This is a genomic window from Mesorhizobium sp. AR10 (assembly GCF_024746795.1).
Classification (GTDB): domain Bacteria; phylum Pseudomonadota; class Alphaproteobacteria; order Rhizobiales; family Rhizobiaceae; genus Mesorhizobium.
Genome location: NZ_CP080524.1, coordinates 2,317,564 through 2,334,301, shown reverse-complemented (window position 1 = coordinate 2,334,301; position 16,738 = coordinate 2,317,564). Strand labels below are relative to the sequence as shown.

Genomic DNA, 16,738 nt, shown 5'->3' with positions numbered 1-16,738 from the left:
TCAACGAGGCTCAAGGTATGGGCCGCAGCATCGGAGGTTACTGTCCGGGCGATTGCGTCGAGATATTCTCCACACAGATGACCTGCGATAACCAAGGAAAATGCCGTGCGAACCCTTGACGGGTTACCCGGTCGCAAATGCGTCATGGGAAATCCTTCGTCCTATTATTGTTGTTGCTTGAATGAGGATCAGGCGGTCGGCGCGGCCGCCACTGACGCCAGCGAATTCAGGGTCGTCATGTCGTTTTCGGACAACTCGACACCAGCGGCGCCCATATTTTCTTCGAGGTGGGCGACCGAGGACGTACCGGGTATGGCGATTGTCGCCGTCGAGCGCTTCAGCACCCATGCCAAGGCTATCAGTCCCGGCGTTACGCCTTCGCGGGCGGCAATCGCCTTCAAAGGTTCGGCATCGCCGAACTCTCCGACCTTTTGCGGGTAGAACGGGATGAAGCCGATTGCCTCGCGCTCACAATACTCGAGCACCGCTTCGTACTTGCGCGTGGCAAGATTGAATTCGTTCTGCACTGTGGCGATGTCGACAACCGTGCGCGCCCTTTCGATCTCGTCGATGCTCACCTGAGACAGACCTACGTGGTGGATTTTACCCTCGTCGCGAAGCCGCGCGAGTACGCCCACCGTTTCTTCAATCGGGATATTCGGGTCGACCCGATGAAGCTGGTAAAGCTGGATCTGTTCAATGCCGAGGTCATGGAGGCTGCCTTCGACGCCTTGGCGAAGGTGCGACTCGCTGCCGTCGACCTCGATGCCCCAAGAGGTCGCGGTTGAGGGGCCGGTTTTCCTCATCCCCCCTTTCGTGGCGATGATGAGTCCCGCTGGATATGGCCGCAGAGTGTCGCGGATCAGGCGCTCATTGTCGCCAGGACCGTATGCAGCCGCCGTATCGATGAAATTGACTCCCAGTTCTACCACGCGGCGCAGAACCGCTTGAGCCGCCGGCACATCGGCTGGTGGTCCCCAGACGCCCGGCCCCGTGAGGCGCATTGCGCCAAAGCCGAGTCGGCGGACTCGTAAGTTTCCTCCGATCTGGAAATCGCCGATCCTGTTTATTGTGGTCATGGTGCAATCCTTCAAGCGAGCGTTTGTGAAAGGGACTGCAGCATCATATAAGTGCGTAGTGCACTACATGGTCAAGACATGCTGATTTCCGAATTTTGCCGTCGCACCGGTCTCGCCAGGGAAACGGTGCGTTACTACGTGCGGCTTGGGCTGCTGCAGCCGCAGGAGGGGCAGAAGGGCGGACGCCACCCCTATCTCATGTTCGGCGAAGCCGATGTGCATTCCGCCGATGTCATTCGCGTCGGCCAGGCGCTCGGTCTCTCACTGCGGGAGATCGGCGACTTACGAGAGGCGCGTCGCAAAGGCGAGCTGCCGATCGAGGACCGGCTGGCGATGATGAAGGATCAGCTCACCCGGCTAGAGGCGAAATCGGCCGAACTGGATAAACTCAAAGCTTATGTCCGGGCCAAGATTGCATGGCAGGAGGCCGGAGAAAGAGGAGAGGAGCCGTTGCTTAGTGATTTTGTGAACGCCACTGCTAGTGGTTAGAACCTGAAGCTTGGTACCGTGTGTAGGTCGGCTCGGGGTGGGGAGCGAGCGCCAACGTCCAGGCCAAATCCCACCCTAGGTCTTCCGGTCGATGCCCGTCACTTACGGATTGGGCGGGCTGAATTCCTGAACCACTTCGTACATGCCGGGATCAAACCGGGCGATAGAAAGCGCCGCTTCGAGAAATGGGCGCGGAGCCGGGTCCTGGCGCATGGCCTCGTAATCGGCGAGACTGCTCCAGCGGGCGTACATAGTGACCTTGGCACCGTCCGTGCTGCGGTGAAGTGTGGACGAGACGAAACCCGTCGCCTTGCTGACGATCTCTTCCGTAACCTGGGTCAATATATCGACAAGCCGCTGCTGATTAGCGGGATCGACATGGAAAACGTTGATGAAGACGATCATTTTCATCTTAAGACTTTGAAGCCAAGGGTGCGGGAGACTTAACCCGACCGCGACGCCGACGCAAACCGCTTCGAGTGCGAACTGGACCGAAACCGCACAGCAGCCTGGCAACTAGCATGGCCACGCCGCCCCCTCAGCGGACATTCTCAAACGCCGCCAAGGGTCGTCTCCTGCCATTTGCGTCGGGTACCAAGCGTCAGATTTTTACCACTAGGAGGCCTCACGTCTCATCTTAGCCGTGCGCAGGTCCAGAATTGCGTACTCAATCGTGATGGGGCGGGCGTTGCCGCGTGCTTAGTTGAAAGGCAGAAGTCCGCTGTTGGCGCGAAGTAGCCGTTAGCGCCTGGACGGCCGATGTCGGCTTTTGGTGGACGGCGATAGCTGATGGAATGACCGAGATACGGCGCAAAGCTGCCGTTGGGAACCTGTCGAATAACCACGAGGGAGCGACATTCGACTGGACTCCATACGGCAACGAAGCATTGGTGTTCCAGCGCTGCGGAAGAGCAGCGGATTAAGACCGAACATAACCTCCAGCCCGCCAGGACAGCGGGCTTCGGTCAGTACAAGCGCCGGAATGGGTCCGGGCTTCGAACTGACGGAGATTTGAAATGTCTATCCTCAACGCCATTGTGAAGGCCGACAATGCAGAAGCCGCTGACACGGCGTCCAGCGTCGACAACGGCACCCCAACCCAGAAGCTCCGCGCGAAATCGGGGCGCTGCCAGAACCGACATTGTCCTCAAGAAGCTGAAGTCGGCCAAAGGTGCTACAATCCAAACCCTGATGGATGCCACGGGATGGCAGGCGCATTCGGTGCGGGGTTTCCTCTCCGATACCGTCAAGAAGAAGCTCGCCCACGAAGTCCTCAGCGAAACCGGCAAGGACGGACAACGGCGATACCGTATTGCCGAGGCGAAGACCGCCGGTTGACCTTGATGCGCAAGAGACAGGATTTGGATAGTGAGATCACCGGGGTCGGCGATCTCACGCGTGATGACCTCACAGCAGCCTGGACAAAAACCTATGGCTGCCCGCCGCCCAAAGGAGTCAAACGTGGGTTGCTTGAGCGGCCGGCTGCCTGGCACCTCCAAGCCAAGCGATTAGGTGGCTTGACTTCGACCGTGGAGAAAACACTGGGGACATTCGTCCCGGATCGGCCGACCCGCAAACCAGCATTCGAGAACCTCGAAAAAAGCGCAAACACACCCCGACGGCCGCAATTTTGAACAAGCAAAAAAAGATCTCGTTGCTTAGGTTGAAGTTGGAACCGTTCGACACGGAGAGTCGATCAGCAGCGCAAGCGTCGACCAGGGACTGAGCAGAGACCTTATGCGGCATAGACTACCTCCGCGAGCACCCGGCAATTCGCGGCTGCTGGCGCCCCTGGCCGTCCTCCTGGCCGGCGGGATATTCACTGTCGACACAATCGATCCATTTTCTGGAGCTGTGTCGGTCCTCTATGTTGTCGTTCTCATGCTCGCAGCCGCCATCTTGCGCAGGCGTGGCATTCTCCTGTGTTCACTTGCCTGTGTAGCGCTCACTCTATTGAGCTTCTGGCTTGTTCATGGGGTCGAAATTAGTGGGGGCGCGCTCAGTCGCTGCCTCATGAGCATCGCGGCCATTGCCATCACCACCCTTCTTGTCCTTAAGAATCGGGCGGCCTCGACGGACTTGGCCGAAAAGGCCCAACTGCTCGATTTGACGCATGATGCGATTTTCGTACGCGGGATGGACGATCTTGTGACCTACTGGAATCGCGGTGCTGAAGCGATCTACGGCTGGCCGGCCGAAAACGCGCTCGGAATATCCACCCATCAGCTCTTGCAGACGGTTTTTCCAGCCGGCCTGGATGAGATCAATCGGGAGTTGCTGAGGTCCGACCGATGGGAAGGCGAACTCGAGCACACGAAGCGGGATGGATCCACTGTTGTCGTCTCCAGCCGCTGGTCGCTGAAGAAGGATGCCGACGGCAGACCGCTGTCGGTTCTTGAAACGAACACCGACATATCGCAGCGCAGGGAGGCCGAGGCCGAGGTCCTGAAGGCACAGGCCGAACTCACCCATATGACACGCCTCACCACATTGGGTGAATTGACGGCCTCGATCGCGCATGAGGTGAATCAGCCGCTTGCCGGCATCGTCTTGAACGGCGAGGCGTGCCTGCGGTGGGTCGATCGAGACCAGCCCGATCTGGATGAAGTCCGCAGCGCGGTCAGGCGCAGTATCGCAGACGCGCAGCGCGCCAGCGATATCGTCCGTCGAATTCGGTCGCTGTCCAAGAAGGGCGACATCGAGATGTCTCTTATCGACATGAACGAGATCGTCAACGACTCCCTCGTGCTGGTGCAGCGTGAACTGGTTACCAATCGCATCACCCTGAAACTGAGCCTGGCCAACCAGCGGCTGCCTGCACTTGGCGACCGTATCCAGCTTCAACAAGTCCTGATCAATCTCTTGGTCAACGGGATTCAGGCAATCACTTCTGGCGACAACGATTTGCGGGAAATTGTCGTCACGAGCTCGATCGATGAATCGAACCAAGCGAACGTCAGGGTCGAGGATTCGGGGACGGGTATCGATCCCGACAATGCGCGTCAGTTGTTCAAGGCCTTCTTTACCACCAAGGCGAACGGAATAGGTATGGGACTGTCGATCTGCCGGTCGATCGTTGAAGCACATGGAGGCCGTGTTTGGGTCGTGCCCAATCCGGGACGCGGCGCGATACTCCAATTTTCCCTGCCACGCGTCGAAAAGGATGCCGAGTCATGACCCAAGGCCCTGGCTCTACCTCCCAGCCACAATTCCACAACGGCACAGTACTTCCGACTGTCCTGGTTGTGGACGACGATCCGTTGTTGCGCGAAGCCTTGAGCAGTCTCTTCCGATCTGTTGGCATGCGTGCCCAGCTTTTCGGTTCTGCTCCCGAGTTGCTGAACGGCCAGCTTCCCGATGGTCCAAGCTGCCTTGTACTGGATATCCGGCTGCCGGAAGTGAGCGGACTCGAATTTCAAACGCAGTTGGCTAACGCTGGCATTCGCCTCCCGATCATTTTCATGACCGGACATGGCGACATTCCAATGTCGGTGAGAGCTATGAAAGCCGGCGCGGTCGATTTCCTCACCAAGCCATTTCGAGATCAGGATATTCTGGATGCGGTCAACGGTGCTCTGGATCGCGACAGGCAACGGCGAGAGCGAGACGGGGCTCTGTCGGAGCTCCAGACGCTTCTGCGCACCTTGACACCCCGTGAGCGTCAGGTGATGGCATTTGTCGCCACTGGGTTGATGAACAAGCAGATCGCCGGCGAGCTCCAACTCAGCGAGATCACCGTCAAAATCCACCGGGGTCGTCTGATGAAAAAAATGGGCGCCAGAACTCTAGCCGATCTGGTGAGAATGGCAGGCGCCCTCGGGATAGCTGCTCCCAAGAAATAGGGTTGTTACACCTCTGTATAACTTTCGTTTTGACGACCGAGGCGCAATATACCGTCTCGAAACGGTCGTTGAAACAGCAATGCTTGCGTCATCGGCAAGCACCAAGGAATAGTGCAATTGATCCGCAAAACAGTGATCGCGATCGTCGACGACGACGAATCCGTACGACTTGCAACTGCAGGCCTCGCTAGATCGTTAGGTTTCATCGCTTTTGCATTCGCATCGGCCGAGGATTTCCTGAGATCATCTAGCATGAAAGATACGTCGTGCTTGATCTGCGATATCCAGATGCCGGGAATGACAGGGCTGGAGTTGCAGGATCATCTGATCGCAGGTGGCCATCAGATACCGACCATTATGATCACAGCCTTCCCCGAAGAACGCGTCCGCAAGCGCGCTCTGGAGACAGGCGCTATCGGTTTCTTCGGCAAGCCGTTCGATAGCCACGCCATGATCAGCTGCATCGATTCTGTGCTTGGAAGACCTAACTTGCGCTAAATGCAGAGATCGTATGCACATCGAACAGATGCGCATGCTAATCAATACGGCGCACCGCAGATAGTACTTAAGTACGCGTGAATACATAGAGCACGCATAGCGGCAAGAAATGTGGAACCGAACAGAAGTAAATGTCGAACACCTATGGGCGTCGATAAATACCTGACCGCCTACGTGAATAAGGAGTGCTTCATGGCCCGCGCAACAACAACATTTTTGGCAAGCGAAGGTGGGCTTATCCGCTATCTCGAAAAGATCAAACATCTCCCTATGCTGACGCCAGAGCAGGAACAACAGCTGGCAAAACGCTGGCGCGAGCACAATGACCCGGAAGCCGCTCACCAACTGGTGGTGTCGCATCTTCGCCTCGTTGCCAAGATTGCGATGCGTTACCGCGGGTACGGACTGCCGATGTCGGAGGTAATTTCGGAAGGCAGCATCGGTCTAATCAAGGCGGTCGATCGCTTCGAACCGGAGCGCGGCCATCGTCTGGCGACCTATGCGATGTGGTGGATCAAGGCGTCCATTCGGGAATACGTCCTGCGCTCCTGGTCGCTGGTGAAGATGGGCGCGACGCCCAGCCAAAAAAAGCTGTTCTTCAATTTGCGGCGGCTCAAGGCTCGCATCTCGGCGATTGACGATGGTGACTTGCATCCAGATCAGGTGGAGCTGATCGCAAGCAACCTTGGCGTGACCGAGCAGGAAGTGGTTTATGTGAATCGCCGCATGAGCGGGGACACCTCGCTCAACGCACCCCTGCGGGGTCAGGAACAGGGCGAATGGCAGGATCTGCTGGTCGAGGGGGAGGACAACCAGGAGTACAAGCTCGTTCAGCTCGAGGAAGTCTCTAGCCGGCATAGGGCTCTGATGGACTCGCTTGGCGTGCTCAACGCACGCGAACGGCGCATCCTTGAGGCGCGGCGACTTGCGGATGATCGAAGGAGTTTGGGAGATCTGTCCTGCGAATTCGGCATTTCGCGCGAGCGCGTGCGCCAGATTGAGATGCGTGCCTTCGAAAAATTGCAAGATGCCGTGAAGGTGGTCTATGCGAAACGGGGCGAAGCCCGGGCGCTTTCAGCATGAGATTGAGACCGATTTTGACGAAGGCGCGGCGTCATTCTCCCAGGACCGGGGCCACTTTGGGCGACATGCATTAGGGCGATCTTGCGCCTCCTTCAGGCTGCAGAGATCGGCTTCCGATTCATCGTGAACTGCCGGAGCGCTTGCATCAAGGCGTGTAGTCCCAAGCCATCCCCGGGTGCTTGGGAGGACGAGCAGTTCCAGGAAAAGTGTGAAACGGTTTTCCCGTTCGGAATTGCGTCAAAGCAATGAGATAGAGCGGTTTCGCGTTTCCGTGAAACGACATCGGCGGGCGCCGCCATGTATCCACTCATTGACCCTGCAAGCTCAATGATCCGACCACCGGGTACCGCAACGCGGCGCGCTGCAGAAACTTTGCCGTCCATCTCACATCGCGATCGCTGCTTGCTCCTTAGGGTGTACTTGCCAGCACCGCCATGCAATCAACAAGTAACATCCGTACTTACAAGATATACCCGTATCAACCAAGCGTATTATACTGAGGAATATCTCCTGTATCTATATCACTGTTTCCTTCAGTAAATAAGGAACTTAAGCAGTAGGAGTGTACTATGAAAAGATCAACAACAATCTTGGCGACTATCGCTTTGGGCGCAATGCTGGCAACCGGCTCGGCCACGGTCTCGATGGCGCGCGGTGGCGGTCATGGCGGGGGAGGCTTTGACTTTGGCGGCGGCGGTCATGGCGAAAACATGGGCGGTGGCGGCTATGTCGGAGGCTTTGGCCGTGGCGACGGCGGAGACTTTGGCAGCCATCCCGTAACCGTTCGTGGTGGCAACCATTTCGGCGGTCATGAGTTCGGAAGGAGACACGGCCGTGGAAGTGATTTCTATGACGACGGCTACTGCGGTTACCCCTACCCATATTATGAATATCGCGGGCTTTTCCCATATTGCCCGTGATCACCGCAACCTCATCGAATCCGGGCTCCACAGCAGGTGGGGGCCGGGTTCGAACCCCGAAGGGTGACTGCACGTCTGCTAACGATTCCGGAAGCAGCAACTTTTAGGAGTTTATTGTGAGAAGATCAGCAACAATCCTGGCAACGTTCGTTTTGGGCGCAATGCTGGCGACCGGCTCGGCGACGGTCTCCATGGCGCGCAGCGGTGGTGATGGCCGTGCTACGGACCTTAGCGGCGGCAGTCACAAGCGTAAGCTGGACCACCAGCACGGCAGGGACTTTTTCAGCGATGGCGGATACGGCCATCAGCCTTGGCGGAATTACAATACCGATTCGGCGTACTGCTCATTTGATGCCGTAGACCCGAGCTACTACGGAGCCAACGGAATCTGGCACTCCTGCTTATGATCCGCCCTCGCCAATATGAACCTCTTGTGGTTTGGACCGAAGCAGTCCTGTTTCGGCAGTGGCGACGCGATCCGCTGAAGGTGTCGCATGCCTATTTGGTTCATCCGGCAGACCTGCTGACAACGCGGGCGTCCGAGACCGGCGGCACCAAAACAAACATCGACATGGTCATGTCGGTTTTCTTGCTCTTGAGGGTCCTCGAGCAATGACCGGTGGCTCGGGCCGCGCGCTCGGGTATGTTAACTCCCACCCGCCACCGAGCGCTTTGTACAGTTGGACGAGATTGATCGAGATGTTGGTCGTGCTCTGCGCGTGATCCTGTTCGGCCTGCAGCAGCGTGCGTGAAGTGTCTAGCACGGTGGTGAACTCGGTCACTCCGTCATTGTAGCGGTCACGGGCCAGCGACAAGGCTTGCCGCAAATGCTCGACCTGGCTGGCTAACCGGGCGCTGCGCTGCCGTTCGGTCCTGTAGGCGACGAGGCTATTGACAACCTCGTGCCAGGCTTCCAGCACCGTCCTGTGATAGGCGATCGCCGCCTCCACCTGCTGCGCCTTGCGAAGCTGCAATGTCGCCTTCAGCCGACCACCCTCGAAAATTGGTATCGAAATGCTCGGACCGAAACTGGTTGGGATCGCATGGGCCGTCAACTGGCTCGCGACCTTGAGGGCGTCGAAGCCCACCGACCCATTCAATTGGATGGATGGATAGAATTCAGCGACCGCCACTCCGATGTCGGCGGTGGCCGCGTGAAGCCGGGCTTCCGCGGCGCGGATATCCGGGCGCCGCCGCGCCAGCTCGGAGGGAATGCCGATCGGAACCCGGGCAGGCCTCGGCACCACTTGTTTCCCGGTGGCGAGTTCGACGCGCAGCGCATCCGGAGGCAGGCCGAGCAGAAAGCTCAAGGCGTTGATCTGCTGCGCTTCCTGCTGCTCCAGGCTGGGCAACTGGGCACGAACGGCTTCGACCTGCGCTGCGGCGTTCTCGACGTCCACACTGGTCGTCAAGCCCTGCTGCTGACGCGTTTGCGTCAGCTGCAAAATGTCCCGCTCGATCTTCAGATTGTCATTGGTGATCCTGATCAAGGTTTGCGTGCCGCGCAGCTGGATATAGTCGCGTGCGGTTTCGGCGAGGCTCGAGAGCAGCGCGTCGCGCCGCTGTTCCTCCGATGACTGAACTTGCGCATCCGCCCCTTCGACCTGACGGCGAACATGCCCCCAAAGATCGAGCTCCCATGATGCATCGAAACCGCTGGTAAACAAGTCGCTCGGCTTTGTGGAAGAAATGGTGCTGTTCGGCGAACCAAGCAAACCGTCGATCAGGGTGCCTTTGGCACTCACATCGCTAAGATTTTGATGTTGGTATCTGGCACTGCCGTTCAGGCCGGGCAGTTGGGCGGAGGCCACGGCACCGCGCTGAAAACGGCTTTCCGCGAGCCGAACGGTCGCAGTTTGCACATCGAGATTGGCGTCGGCAAGGCGCCGCACCAGCGAGGTAAGGGTCGCGTCGTGAAAGGCCTGCCACCAGGCGGGGACGACGGGCTCGTGAACCGTCGCGCTGCCTGCGGAACGCACCGTCGCAGCTGCCGAGCCGTTCGCAAACCAGCGATTTGGCAACGACGGATCCGGCTGGACGAAATCCGGGCCGACTGTGCAGGACGCCAGCGCGAACGTGAACGAAATCGCTGTTATGGTGCGTAATTCATGGCCCATGATCAATCCACGTGACGGGTGCCCACCCCGCCGGCAGCCTTCTTGCCGGAGAGCAGAAAGCAGAAGGGGACGGCGAAGAAGGCAGCGAGGGAAAAGAACAAAAAAACGTCCGAATAGGCGAGAACCGCAACTTGCGTTCGGAAGACCTGGTAGACCTCTCCAACCGCCAGCCCATGGACCGACCCCGCGGCATGGCCGGTCGCCAGCAACGAATGTTCGTATTGAGCCACCAGCGCATTGTAGGGTTGGTGAAAGGGCGAGGCCCATTCCGACAGATAGGACTGCTCAACCTGGCTCCGCCGGGTAACGAGCGCTGTCGCGGTGGAAATCCCGATCGACCCGGACACGTTGCGAGCCATCGAAAACAGGGCAGCCCCATCGCCGCTCAGCTCGCGTGGCAAGGTGAGATAGGTGATCGTGCTGATCGGCACGAACAGAAACGCGAGCGCGGCCGCCTGCCAGCTGCGCATCAGCACGAGTGTCGAGAAATCGATGTTCGGCGCCAGGTGGCTCGAGCAGAAGAGCGCACATCCCATCACGAAAAAGCCGGTAGCGACGACGAACCGCGCCTGGACGACGGTCATGAGGCGCCCGACCAGTGGAATGAGGATGATGACGACGATGCCGCCTGGCGAGAGAATGAGCCCTGCCCAAGTTGCGGTATAGCCAAGCACCTGCTGCGCGAGTTGTGGAATGACGACGGCGCTGGCGTAGAGGACGGCGCCGGTCACCCCGATCATTGCGCAGCCGGCAGCAAAATTCTTGTCCTTGAAAACGTCGAGATCGACGATCGGTTTCTTGGCAATAAGCAGCCAGCCGATCGCGCCGGTGATACCGAGGAAAGCGAGAACCGCCATGACCACGATGAAGGATGACCCGAACCAATTGTCGTCTTCGCCGCGGTCCATCATGATCTGCAGGCATCCTAGCCCGAGCGTGATGAGCGACAGGCCAATGTAGTCGAGCCCCCGTCGCCTCCTGTTTTTCACCCATGGCGGGTCCTCGACGAGAAGGAAGTTCACGAACACCGCGAGGATGCCGATAGGCACATTGATGAAGAAAATCCACCGCCAGGTCGTCTGATCGGTTATTAAGCCGCCGAGCGTTGGACCCAGGATCGGTGCCACGATCGTAGCGATCGCCGTGACGCCGAACGCGGCGGCGCGCCTGGCCGGCGGAAACGTATCCAGGATGATCGACTGCTGGTTCGGTTGCAGGCCGCCGCCGAAAAAACCCTGCATCAGGCGAAAGACGACCAGCTCACCGAGACTCGTCGCTATTCCGCACAGGAACGAGCAGACGGTGAACATCGCTATGCAGATCAGAAAATAGCGTTTGCGCCCTAAGAGATTGCTCAGCCAGCCGGAAATGGTCAGCACGATTCCGTTCGCCACCAGATAGGACGTGAGCGCCCAGGTCGCCTCGTCATTGCTCGCCGAGAGACTGCCCGCAATGTGCGGCAAGGCAACATTGACGATCGTCGTATCGAGGATTTCCATGAAGGCGGCAAGTGTCACCGAAATGGCGATCAGCCATGGATTGTAGCGCGGCTTCCAGTCCGTGCCGGCGTCGGCTGGAGGGTTGGTCATCGAACCGTCACCGTCGGAACCACCGATATCCCGAGAGGCAGCGGAACCTTGGGATCGAGCCCGCTGTCGATGACGATCTTGACCGGCACGCGTTGAACGATCTTTACGAAATTGCCGGTGGCGTTTTCGGGGGGAAAGGCGGTGAACTTCGAGCCGGATCCCATCTGCACACTGTCGACATGACCACGCAGATCGAGCCCGGGATAGCCATCCACGTCGATCTTCACGCTCTGGCCGGGCCGCAGACCGTCAAGCTGGTTTTCCTTGAAGTTGGCGGTGATCCAGACGTCCGGCGAAACGATTGAGAAAATCTGCTGCCCGGGCGTGACATAGTTGCCCATTTCCACGTTGCGCCGGGTTATCCAGCCATCCTGCGGCGCCGTCACGACCGTCCAGGAGAGGTTGAGCGCTGCTTGGTCAAGCTGCGCTTGAGCCTGCTCGACTTGCCCGGCCAGTTGGTCGACCTGCGCATCACTCTGGCCGATGTGCTGCTCGACCGGTGAACTTAGCTGAACCTGGGCTTCGGCTTGCATAGCTTGTGCCTTGCTCTGGCGCAGCGCGGCCAATGCCGCGTCGACCTCCTGCTGCGTCGTCGCGGCTTTCGGCAGACTGCTCTGCCGGTCATAATCGGCCTGAGCCTTGGTCAGATTGGCCTGTGCCGTCAGCAATTGGGCCTGGGCCTGTTGGTACAAAGCGGGGAAATTCTTGCGAGCGATTTCGGCCAAAAGCCGTTGCCCTGTAGCTTGCGCCTTGGCGCTGTCGAGCGCGCCCTGCGCCCGATTCTGCTCGCTCGTGTAGGAGCGCGGATCGATATGGATCAGCGGATCACCCTTGTGGACATATTGGTTGTCCGTCACGTCAAGCGACACGACGAGGCCCGAAACCTGCGGCGCGAGGGTGACAACCCGCCCATCGGTATAGGCGTCATCCGTGCTCACCAGGTTGAGGTTCGCATACCAGTAGTAGAATCCGCCGAGGGCAAGAACACTCAGGACAATGAAACCGACGATGAAGACAGCTGGCTTGCGCCCCCGGTGTCCTGTGTCTGAACCGTCTGGTCCGCGCGCGCGCTGCTCACTTTCGACAGCCGCCTTAAGCTTCTCCTCGGCGGGCGGCAGGCTACCAGACACTTGCTGGTCGGATACGCCTTCACCAGGGTGGCTATCGGCGGTTATGGAAATAGCGCAGTTCCGGACACGAGCATCGGTGACAAGCGATTTTGTGCCTGCCGCGATCTCGCGGATAGGGGCGCTCGCTGGCAGCACCTTGGACTCGCCATTGGCTGGGCGGAGTGGACTGATCCTGGCCGTCTGGGACATCGGGCGCCTCTTTCATGCGGACTGACTTGAGACGTTTTCCCGATGTTGTCGCTTTCGCCTGGCACGACCGCTGTCGGCACGCGGGACCCAGACAGGCCCTCGGCGGAAGCCGATTGCCATCCTGGAACCAGCGGTCACGAGCTAATGCTGAGGATCAATCCGCTATTCGGGTAGTTGGCTGTCTCTCCTTCAACGTACGTTAAAGGCCCATAGACCGCGCGATCCATCCCACGGAGGTATAGGAGAATGAAGTAGAAGTCTGAAAGGCTCATACATTGGTTTGCAATGAAGACCTGATCTTCGCCGATGCGTTTGCTCGGACGCGCCAGAATAATCCATAGCGAACAACAAAGTTTCTCTCAGACAGTGCCTCTGCACAACGTCACATGCTCTGGTTCGGCGTGCGAATGGGAAATCTAGTCGCCTTTAGGGAAGAGCGCTTCCCCTCCATCTGGCGCGGTGCAGCAAGGTCCGAACGGCTCCTGATCGCTCCTGATGAAACTGCGCAGATACGGCCCGTCACCGTCGCGCAGTTGACCGGATGAGAAGTCCTCGTCGATTCGGGTCTCAAGGCGGACGAAACCGTCGTGGTCGACGGACAGTACAGACTCGCGCAGGGTATCCGGTCCAAGTGCTGCACGCCACAGTCGCTCAGCAAGCCGACCTGCAAAGCGCGGTGCAGCAGGCGATCCCGTGAATATTTCGGCCCCCTCTATTCACCGGCCGATCGCGACAGGCCTGCTGATGGTGGGTCTGCTGCTGTGCGGGCTCGCGACCTACCAGCTTCTACCTGTCGCTTCCCTGCCGAACGTCCACTTTCCCACGATTCAGGTATCGGCGCAGCTGCCGGGGCCGATCCTGAGACGATGGCCTCCTCAGTGGCAACGCCGCTCGAGCAACAGATGAGCCAAATCCCCGGGGTGACCCAGCTGACTTCGGCCAGTGCGCTTGGCAGTGCGCAGATCACCGTTCAGTTCGACCTTAGCCGTAGCGTAGACAGCGCGGAGGTTGACGTGCTGTCGGCGATCAATGCCGTCAGCCCTTTCTGCCACTGGGCATCCCCTATCCGCCGACCATCCGCAAGGTCAATCCGGCGGATACGCCGATCCTGGTGCTTGCCCTGACATCCGATACGCTGCCACTGACGACGGTCGATGCCTATGCGGAAAACATCCTGCCGCCGAAAATCTCGCAAGTCTCGGGCGTCGGCCTCGTCGGCCTTGGCGGTCAGCAGAAGCCAGCGATCCGGGTGCAGATCAACCCGCAAGCGCTCGCCGCCCGCGGCATCGTGCTCGAAGATGTCCGCAACGTGCTCGGCGAGGCCAACGTCGATAGTGCGAAGGGTACGCTCAACAGCCCGCGTCAAACCTTCACGCTCAACACCAACGACCAGCTGCTCAAACCTGACCCTTACAATGATATCATCATTGCCTATCGCAATGGCTCCCCTGTCCGTATCCGTGACATCGGTACCGCGATCGACGGGCCTGAGAACCATTTTGTGGCAGGTTGGTTCGACAAGAAGCCCGCCATCCTGATGGCTATCCGGCGCCTGCCTGGTGCCAATGTGATCGAGACGGGTCGGCCGCATGCCCAGCCAGATATTGTGTCACCTCTCGGACGCTTGGCCGGAGTTGCCCTCGGGAGGACGAACTGGGACGTGGGACGTTGGGACCGAGCCCAGCGCGGGATTGGCTGGCAACAAGACGACCATTAGGCGGAAGTCCTTCGCTCATTATCCTCCAGTTGGTGTTGCGGATCGTCTCGTCGAAACATTCCGGGGAGCAGAAGTAGTACTGGTGAGGCAGTTTCACCTCACACGCGCAGCTCAGGCATTCCATTCTGTTGCTCCATCTCCGCCTCCCAGGCGGACCTGAAACGCATCGTACAGAAGCGTTTTGTGAAATTCCGAGATAATTGTGCGTCTTTTGAAAATCATCGACTCGCACCAGAGCAATTAGTCGCACCAAGAAAAGCATAACAAGCATGCATATGTTTTCCATCGACGTAAATCATCCACAAGTATGGGTGGATAATCTGTTTGTGCAGAGCAGTTATTGGGGAATGCTGTTGGACAAAGCGGCTAGCGGAGTTGCCGCCACTCGCAAGAGACCAGCGATTGCCCCGCCGGTCATTGACTTCACTGTGAAGCCGATCGGCGCAACGGGCGAAATTTGAATTGGGGCGCGTTTTCGAAAGACATCTCTTTGCTTGAGCGCAAGACTCCATAGGATTTTCAACGCATGGCACCCAGGAATTCGATCCGGCCGTCATGCCGGCGCGGCCGTCTCGGTGAGAGCCGGTTCGAATTCTTCGTCATGATGGTCGCGCCTCTCGGCTTTTTCGCCGTGCTTGTGGGCTCGAGCACGGATCTGGTCGCCAGATCGTTCGTGATTTGCTTCGTCATCTATTCCGATTTGTTGATCGCCTTGCTGTGGTTCACAGAGGAAGACGATGTCCCATCCACGCCCAGCGCAGGCTCTGCGGGTGAAGGGCCGAGAAGATAGTCCCCAACTCCCACCGCCGCCGGGATCGTCCCCGCCCTCTATTTTGAACGCCTGACGTGAAGGGTGAACTTGTCGGTAGGGCCTAGGCGACCGTCACCGCAAAGTCTCACGACTAGATGGAAACTCGCGTTGTCGAGACCGTCGCAGCATTGTTCGCTCGCCTTGACGATTGCCTTGCGCCTGGCTCGCGCGACAGCCTTCGTATCCCGATCAGGAGGTTGGCCCGTACGCCCTGGGGCGGCTCATCGGAGTGCGAAACGTCGCATGGCAGCCGCTGCCGCGGCGTCGCCCCCTCCGAGCGCAAGGACATTGCGGCGAGAACCTCTGTTTCCCTACTGTGCGGTGATCATTTCGCCGGCAAATGATGCATCTCCATGTGGTTTGAGCGCCGCCACTGATGCGGCGTGTCACCCATGAAACGTTTGAACACCGTGGTGAAGTGAGATTGCGTTTGGAATCCGACACTGAGCGCGACCTCAACGATCGAGGAATCATGCTGCAAGAGGAGTTCCCGTGCTCGTTCAATACGACGCCGCAACAAATATTCATGAGGACGAATGCCGGTCGACATGCGGAATTGGGCGGCGAAGTGCATCGGTGAGAGCCCCGCTAGCGTGGCGAGATCGCCAAGCGTGATCGGCTCTGCCAGGTTCGCATCGATGTATTCAAGGACGCACCTGACCCGCCATCCCTGCAAAGCTCCACAACTGCGTTTTGGCCGAAAGGGATGTGGGCGATGGCCATGGCCCAGAAGCCGTGCGGCGATCGCCAGTCCGACGACGCTAGCGTCGATTTCGCCACAATGCTCGTCCATCCCGTCGATTCTAAGCAGGGCGCGGGCCAATTCCTCCATCGCGGAGTCTGCCGGCGTGCGGAGGTCCAGAAACAGACATCGATCGGACCCCGCCTTATCGCAAAAAATTCCCAAACGACGCCGCAAATCGTCGTTGCCGATCCCGAGAAAGCGCACTGCCATTCCTTTCGGGAGCAGGCGCAGGACCGCATCCAGCAAATTGGCTTTTGTCGGGTGGTCGACCGAACCACCTTGTTCTCTTGAGTCCGACACTGAATAGTATCAGATTTACCTGTCTCATTGACGCAGTCTCCAAAAAAATGGAACGCACAGGTATATCTGGAGCATCGGCGCCCCACCTGTCGGTCGTGCTGGCGATTTTTGGACCGCTATGGATTTTAGATAATCAATTTCGGCTCTGAACGGCTATTCTACCGATGGCAATCGACCTATGCGAATGATTTGGCCTGGATATACCTAGGTATAGTATCTTCGGCCTCAC

15 protein-coding genes and 1 pseudogene are annotated in these 16,738 nt (G+C 58.6%); 10 read left to right on the top strand and 6 right to left on the bottom strand.

The features are described 5' to 3' along the window. Positions 1-188: 188 nt before the first annotated feature. Positions 189-1,079, bottom strand: coding sequence for an aldo/keto reductase (locus tag LHFGNBLO_RS14810; protein ID WP_258608500.1), 891 nt, complete (start codon positions 1,077-1,079; stop codon positions 189-191). Positions 1,080-1,157: 78 nt separating this feature from the next. Here LHFGNBLO_RS14810 and LHFGNBLO_RS14805 point away from each other — a divergent pair, with 78 nt between their 5' ends. Next, complete coding sequence (locus LHFGNBLO_RS14805; protein WP_258608499.1) at positions 1,158-1,568, top strand: MerR family transcriptional regulator; 411 nt, start codon at positions 1,158-1,160, stop codon at positions 1,566-1,568. A 102-nt stretch (positions 1,569-1,670) separates the two neighbouring features. Here LHFGNBLO_RS14805 and LHFGNBLO_RS14800 read toward each other — a convergent pair whose 3' ends face one another. After that, on the bottom strand, positions 1,671-1,973 hold the full coding sequence (locus LHFGNBLO_RS14800; RefSeq protein WP_258608496.1) for an antibiotic biosynthesis monooxygenase family protein: 303 nt from the start codon (positions 1,971-1,973) through the stop codon (positions 1,671-1,673). 645 nt (positions 1,974-2,618) lie between these two features. On the opposite strand from LHFGNBLO_RS14800, the gene LHFGNBLO_RS14795 reads away from it, so the two are divergent. The 7 genes from LHFGNBLO_RS14795 (at position 2,619) to LHFGNBLO_RS14765 (ending at position 7,911) form a co-directional block, all read left to right on the top strand. Beyond that, a complete protein-coding gene (locus tag LHFGNBLO_RS14795) occupies positions 2,619-2,906 on the top strand; it encodes a DUF3489 domain-containing protein (RefSeq protein ID WP_258608495.1) in 288 nt (95 codons plus the stop codon). 5 nt (positions 2,907-2,911) lie between these two features. After that, positions 2,912-3,202: a DUF2924 domain-containing protein gene (locus LHFGNBLO_RS14790; RefSeq protein WP_258608493.1), complete on the top strand. Its 291-nt coding sequence runs from the start codon at positions 2,912-2,914 to the stop codon at positions 3,200-3,202. Positions 3,203-3,581: 379 nt separating this feature from the next. Continuing rightward, positions 3,582-4,745: a sensor histidine kinase gene (locus LHFGNBLO_RS14785; RefSeq protein ID WP_258608492.1), complete on the top strand. Its 1,164-nt coding sequence runs from the start codon at positions 3,582-3,584 to the stop codon at positions 4,743-4,745. Beyond that, entirely contained in the window at positions 4,742-5,410 is a 669-nt protein-coding gene (locus tag LHFGNBLO_RS14780; RefSeq protein WP_258608491.1) for a response regulator transcription factor, read from the top strand. Before LHFGNBLO_RS14785 ends, LHFGNBLO_RS14780 begins: the two co-directional genes overlap by 4 nt. Positions 5,411-5,527: 117 nt before the next feature. Continuing rightward, complete coding sequence (locus LHFGNBLO_RS14775; protein ID WP_258608489.1) at positions 5,528-5,908, top strand: response regulator transcription factor; 381 nt, start codon at positions 5,528-5,530, stop codon at positions 5,906-5,908. A gap of 192 nt (positions 5,909-6,100) precedes the next feature. Then, entirely contained in the window at positions 6,101-6,991 is an 891-nt protein-coding gene (gene rpoH, locus LHFGNBLO_RS14770; protein WP_258608487.1) for an RNA polymerase sigma factor RpoH, read from the top strand. A 569-nt stretch (positions 6,992-7,560) separates the two neighbouring features. Then, entirely contained in the window at positions 7,561-7,911 is a 351-nt protein-coding gene (locus tag LHFGNBLO_RS14765; protein ID WP_258608485.1) for a hypothetical protein, read from the top strand. A 575-nt stretch (positions 7,912-8,486) separates the two neighbouring features. Here LHFGNBLO_RS14765 and LHFGNBLO_RS14760 read toward each other — a convergent pair. The 3 genes from LHFGNBLO_RS14760 to LHFGNBLO_RS14750 are packed head-to-tail and all read right to left on the bottom strand — an operon-like array spanning position 8,487 to position 12,936. Then, on the bottom strand, positions 8,487-10,028 hold the full coding sequence (locus LHFGNBLO_RS14760; RefSeq protein WP_258608483.1) for an efflux transporter outer membrane subunit: 1,542 nt from the start codon (positions 10,026-10,028) through the stop codon (positions 8,487-8,489). 2 nt (positions 10,029-10,030) lie between these two features. Continuing rightward, positions 10,031-11,617 (bottom strand): DHA2 family efflux MFS transporter permease subunit, encoded by a 1,587-nt coding sequence (locus LHFGNBLO_RS14755; RefSeq protein WP_258608481.1) that lies wholly within the window; start codon positions 11,615-11,617, stop codon positions 10,031-10,033. Next, positions 11,614-12,936: an HlyD family secretion protein gene (locus LHFGNBLO_RS14750; protein ID WP_258608478.1), complete on the bottom strand. Its 1,323-nt coding sequence runs from the start codon at positions 12,934-12,936 to the stop codon at positions 11,614-11,616. The genes LHFGNBLO_RS14755 and LHFGNBLO_RS14750 overlap by 4 nt, the downstream gene beginning before the upstream one ends. A 744-nt stretch (positions 12,937-13,680) precedes the next feature. Between LHFGNBLO_RS14750 and LHFGNBLO_RS14740 the strand changes: the two are divergent. Together LHFGNBLO_RS14740 and LHFGNBLO_RS14735 are read left to right on the top strand one after the other, a co-directional pair. Continuing rightward, positions 13,681-14,653 (top strand): annotated as a pseudogene (locus LHFGNBLO_RS14740) (efflux RND transporter permease subunit). A 269-nt stretch (positions 14,654-14,922) separates the two neighbouring features. Further along, on the top strand, positions 14,923-15,114 hold the full coding sequence (locus LHFGNBLO_RS14735) for a hypothetical protein (RefSeq protein ID WP_258608476.1): 192 nt from the start codon (positions 14,923-14,925) through the stop codon (positions 15,112-15,114). Positions 15,115-15,789: 675 nt separating this feature from the next. On the opposite strand, the gene LHFGNBLO_RS14730 is transcribed toward LHFGNBLO_RS14735, so the two are convergent. Further along, positions 15,790-16,509: a helix-turn-helix domain-containing protein gene (locus LHFGNBLO_RS14730; RefSeq protein WP_258608475.1), complete on the bottom strand. Its 720-nt coding sequence runs from the start codon at positions 16,507-16,509 to the stop codon at positions 15,790-15,792. Positions 16,510-16,738 lie beyond the last annotated feature (229 nt).

Bases quoted from the DNA above. Each gene is read 5' to 3' on its own strand.
- LHFGNBLO_RS14810 (WP_258608500.1), bottom strand. From the start codon at position 1,079: ATGACCACAATAAACAGGATCGGCGATTTCCAGATCGGAGGAAACTTA.
- LHFGNBLO_RS14805 (WP_258608499.1), top strand. From the start codon at position 1,158: ATGCTGATTTCCGAATTTTGCCGTCGCACCGGTCTCGCCAGGGAAACG.
- LHFGNBLO_RS14800 (WP_258608496.1), bottom strand. From the start codon at position 1,973: ATGATCGTCTTCATCAACGTTTTCCATGTCGATCCCGCTAATCAGCAG.
- LHFGNBLO_RS14795 (WP_258608495.1), top strand. From the start codon at position 2,619: ATGCAGAAGCCGCTGACACGGCGTCCAGCGTCGACAACGGCACCCCAA.
- LHFGNBLO_RS14790 (WP_258608493.1), top strand. From the start codon at position 2,912: ATGCGCAAGAGACAGGATTTGGATAGTGAGATCACCGGGGTCGGCGAT.
- LHFGNBLO_RS14785 (WP_258608492.1), top strand. From the start codon at position 3,582: ATGAGCATCGCGGCCATTGCCATCACCACCCTTCTTGTCCTTAAGAAT.
- LHFGNBLO_RS14780 (WP_258608491.1), top strand. From the start codon at position 4,742: ATGACCCAAGGCCCTGGCTCTACCTCCCAGCCACAATTCCACAACGGC.
- rpoH (WP_258608487.1), top strand. From the start codon at position 6,101: ATGGCCCGCGCAACAACAACATTTTTGGCAAGCGAAGGTGGGCTTATC.
- LHFGNBLO_RS14765 (WP_258608485.1), top strand. From the start codon at position 7,561: ATGAAAAGATCAACAACAATCTTGGCGACTATCGCTTTGGGCGCAATG.
- LHFGNBLO_RS14760 (WP_258608483.1), bottom strand. From the start codon at position 10,028: ATGGGCCATGAATTACGCACCATAACAGCGATTTCGTTCACGTTCGCG.
- LHFGNBLO_RS14755 (WP_258608481.1), bottom strand. From the start codon at position 11,617: ATGACCAACCCTCCAGCCGACGCCGGCACGGACTGGAAGCCGCGCTAC.
- LHFGNBLO_RS14750 (WP_258608478.1), bottom strand. From the start codon at position 12,936: ATGTCCCAGACGGCCAGGATCAGTCCACTCCGCCCAGCCAATGGCGAG.
- LHFGNBLO_RS14735 (WP_258608476.1), top strand. From the start codon at position 14,923: ATGCATATGTTTTCCATCGACGTAAATCATCCACAAGTATGGGTGGAT.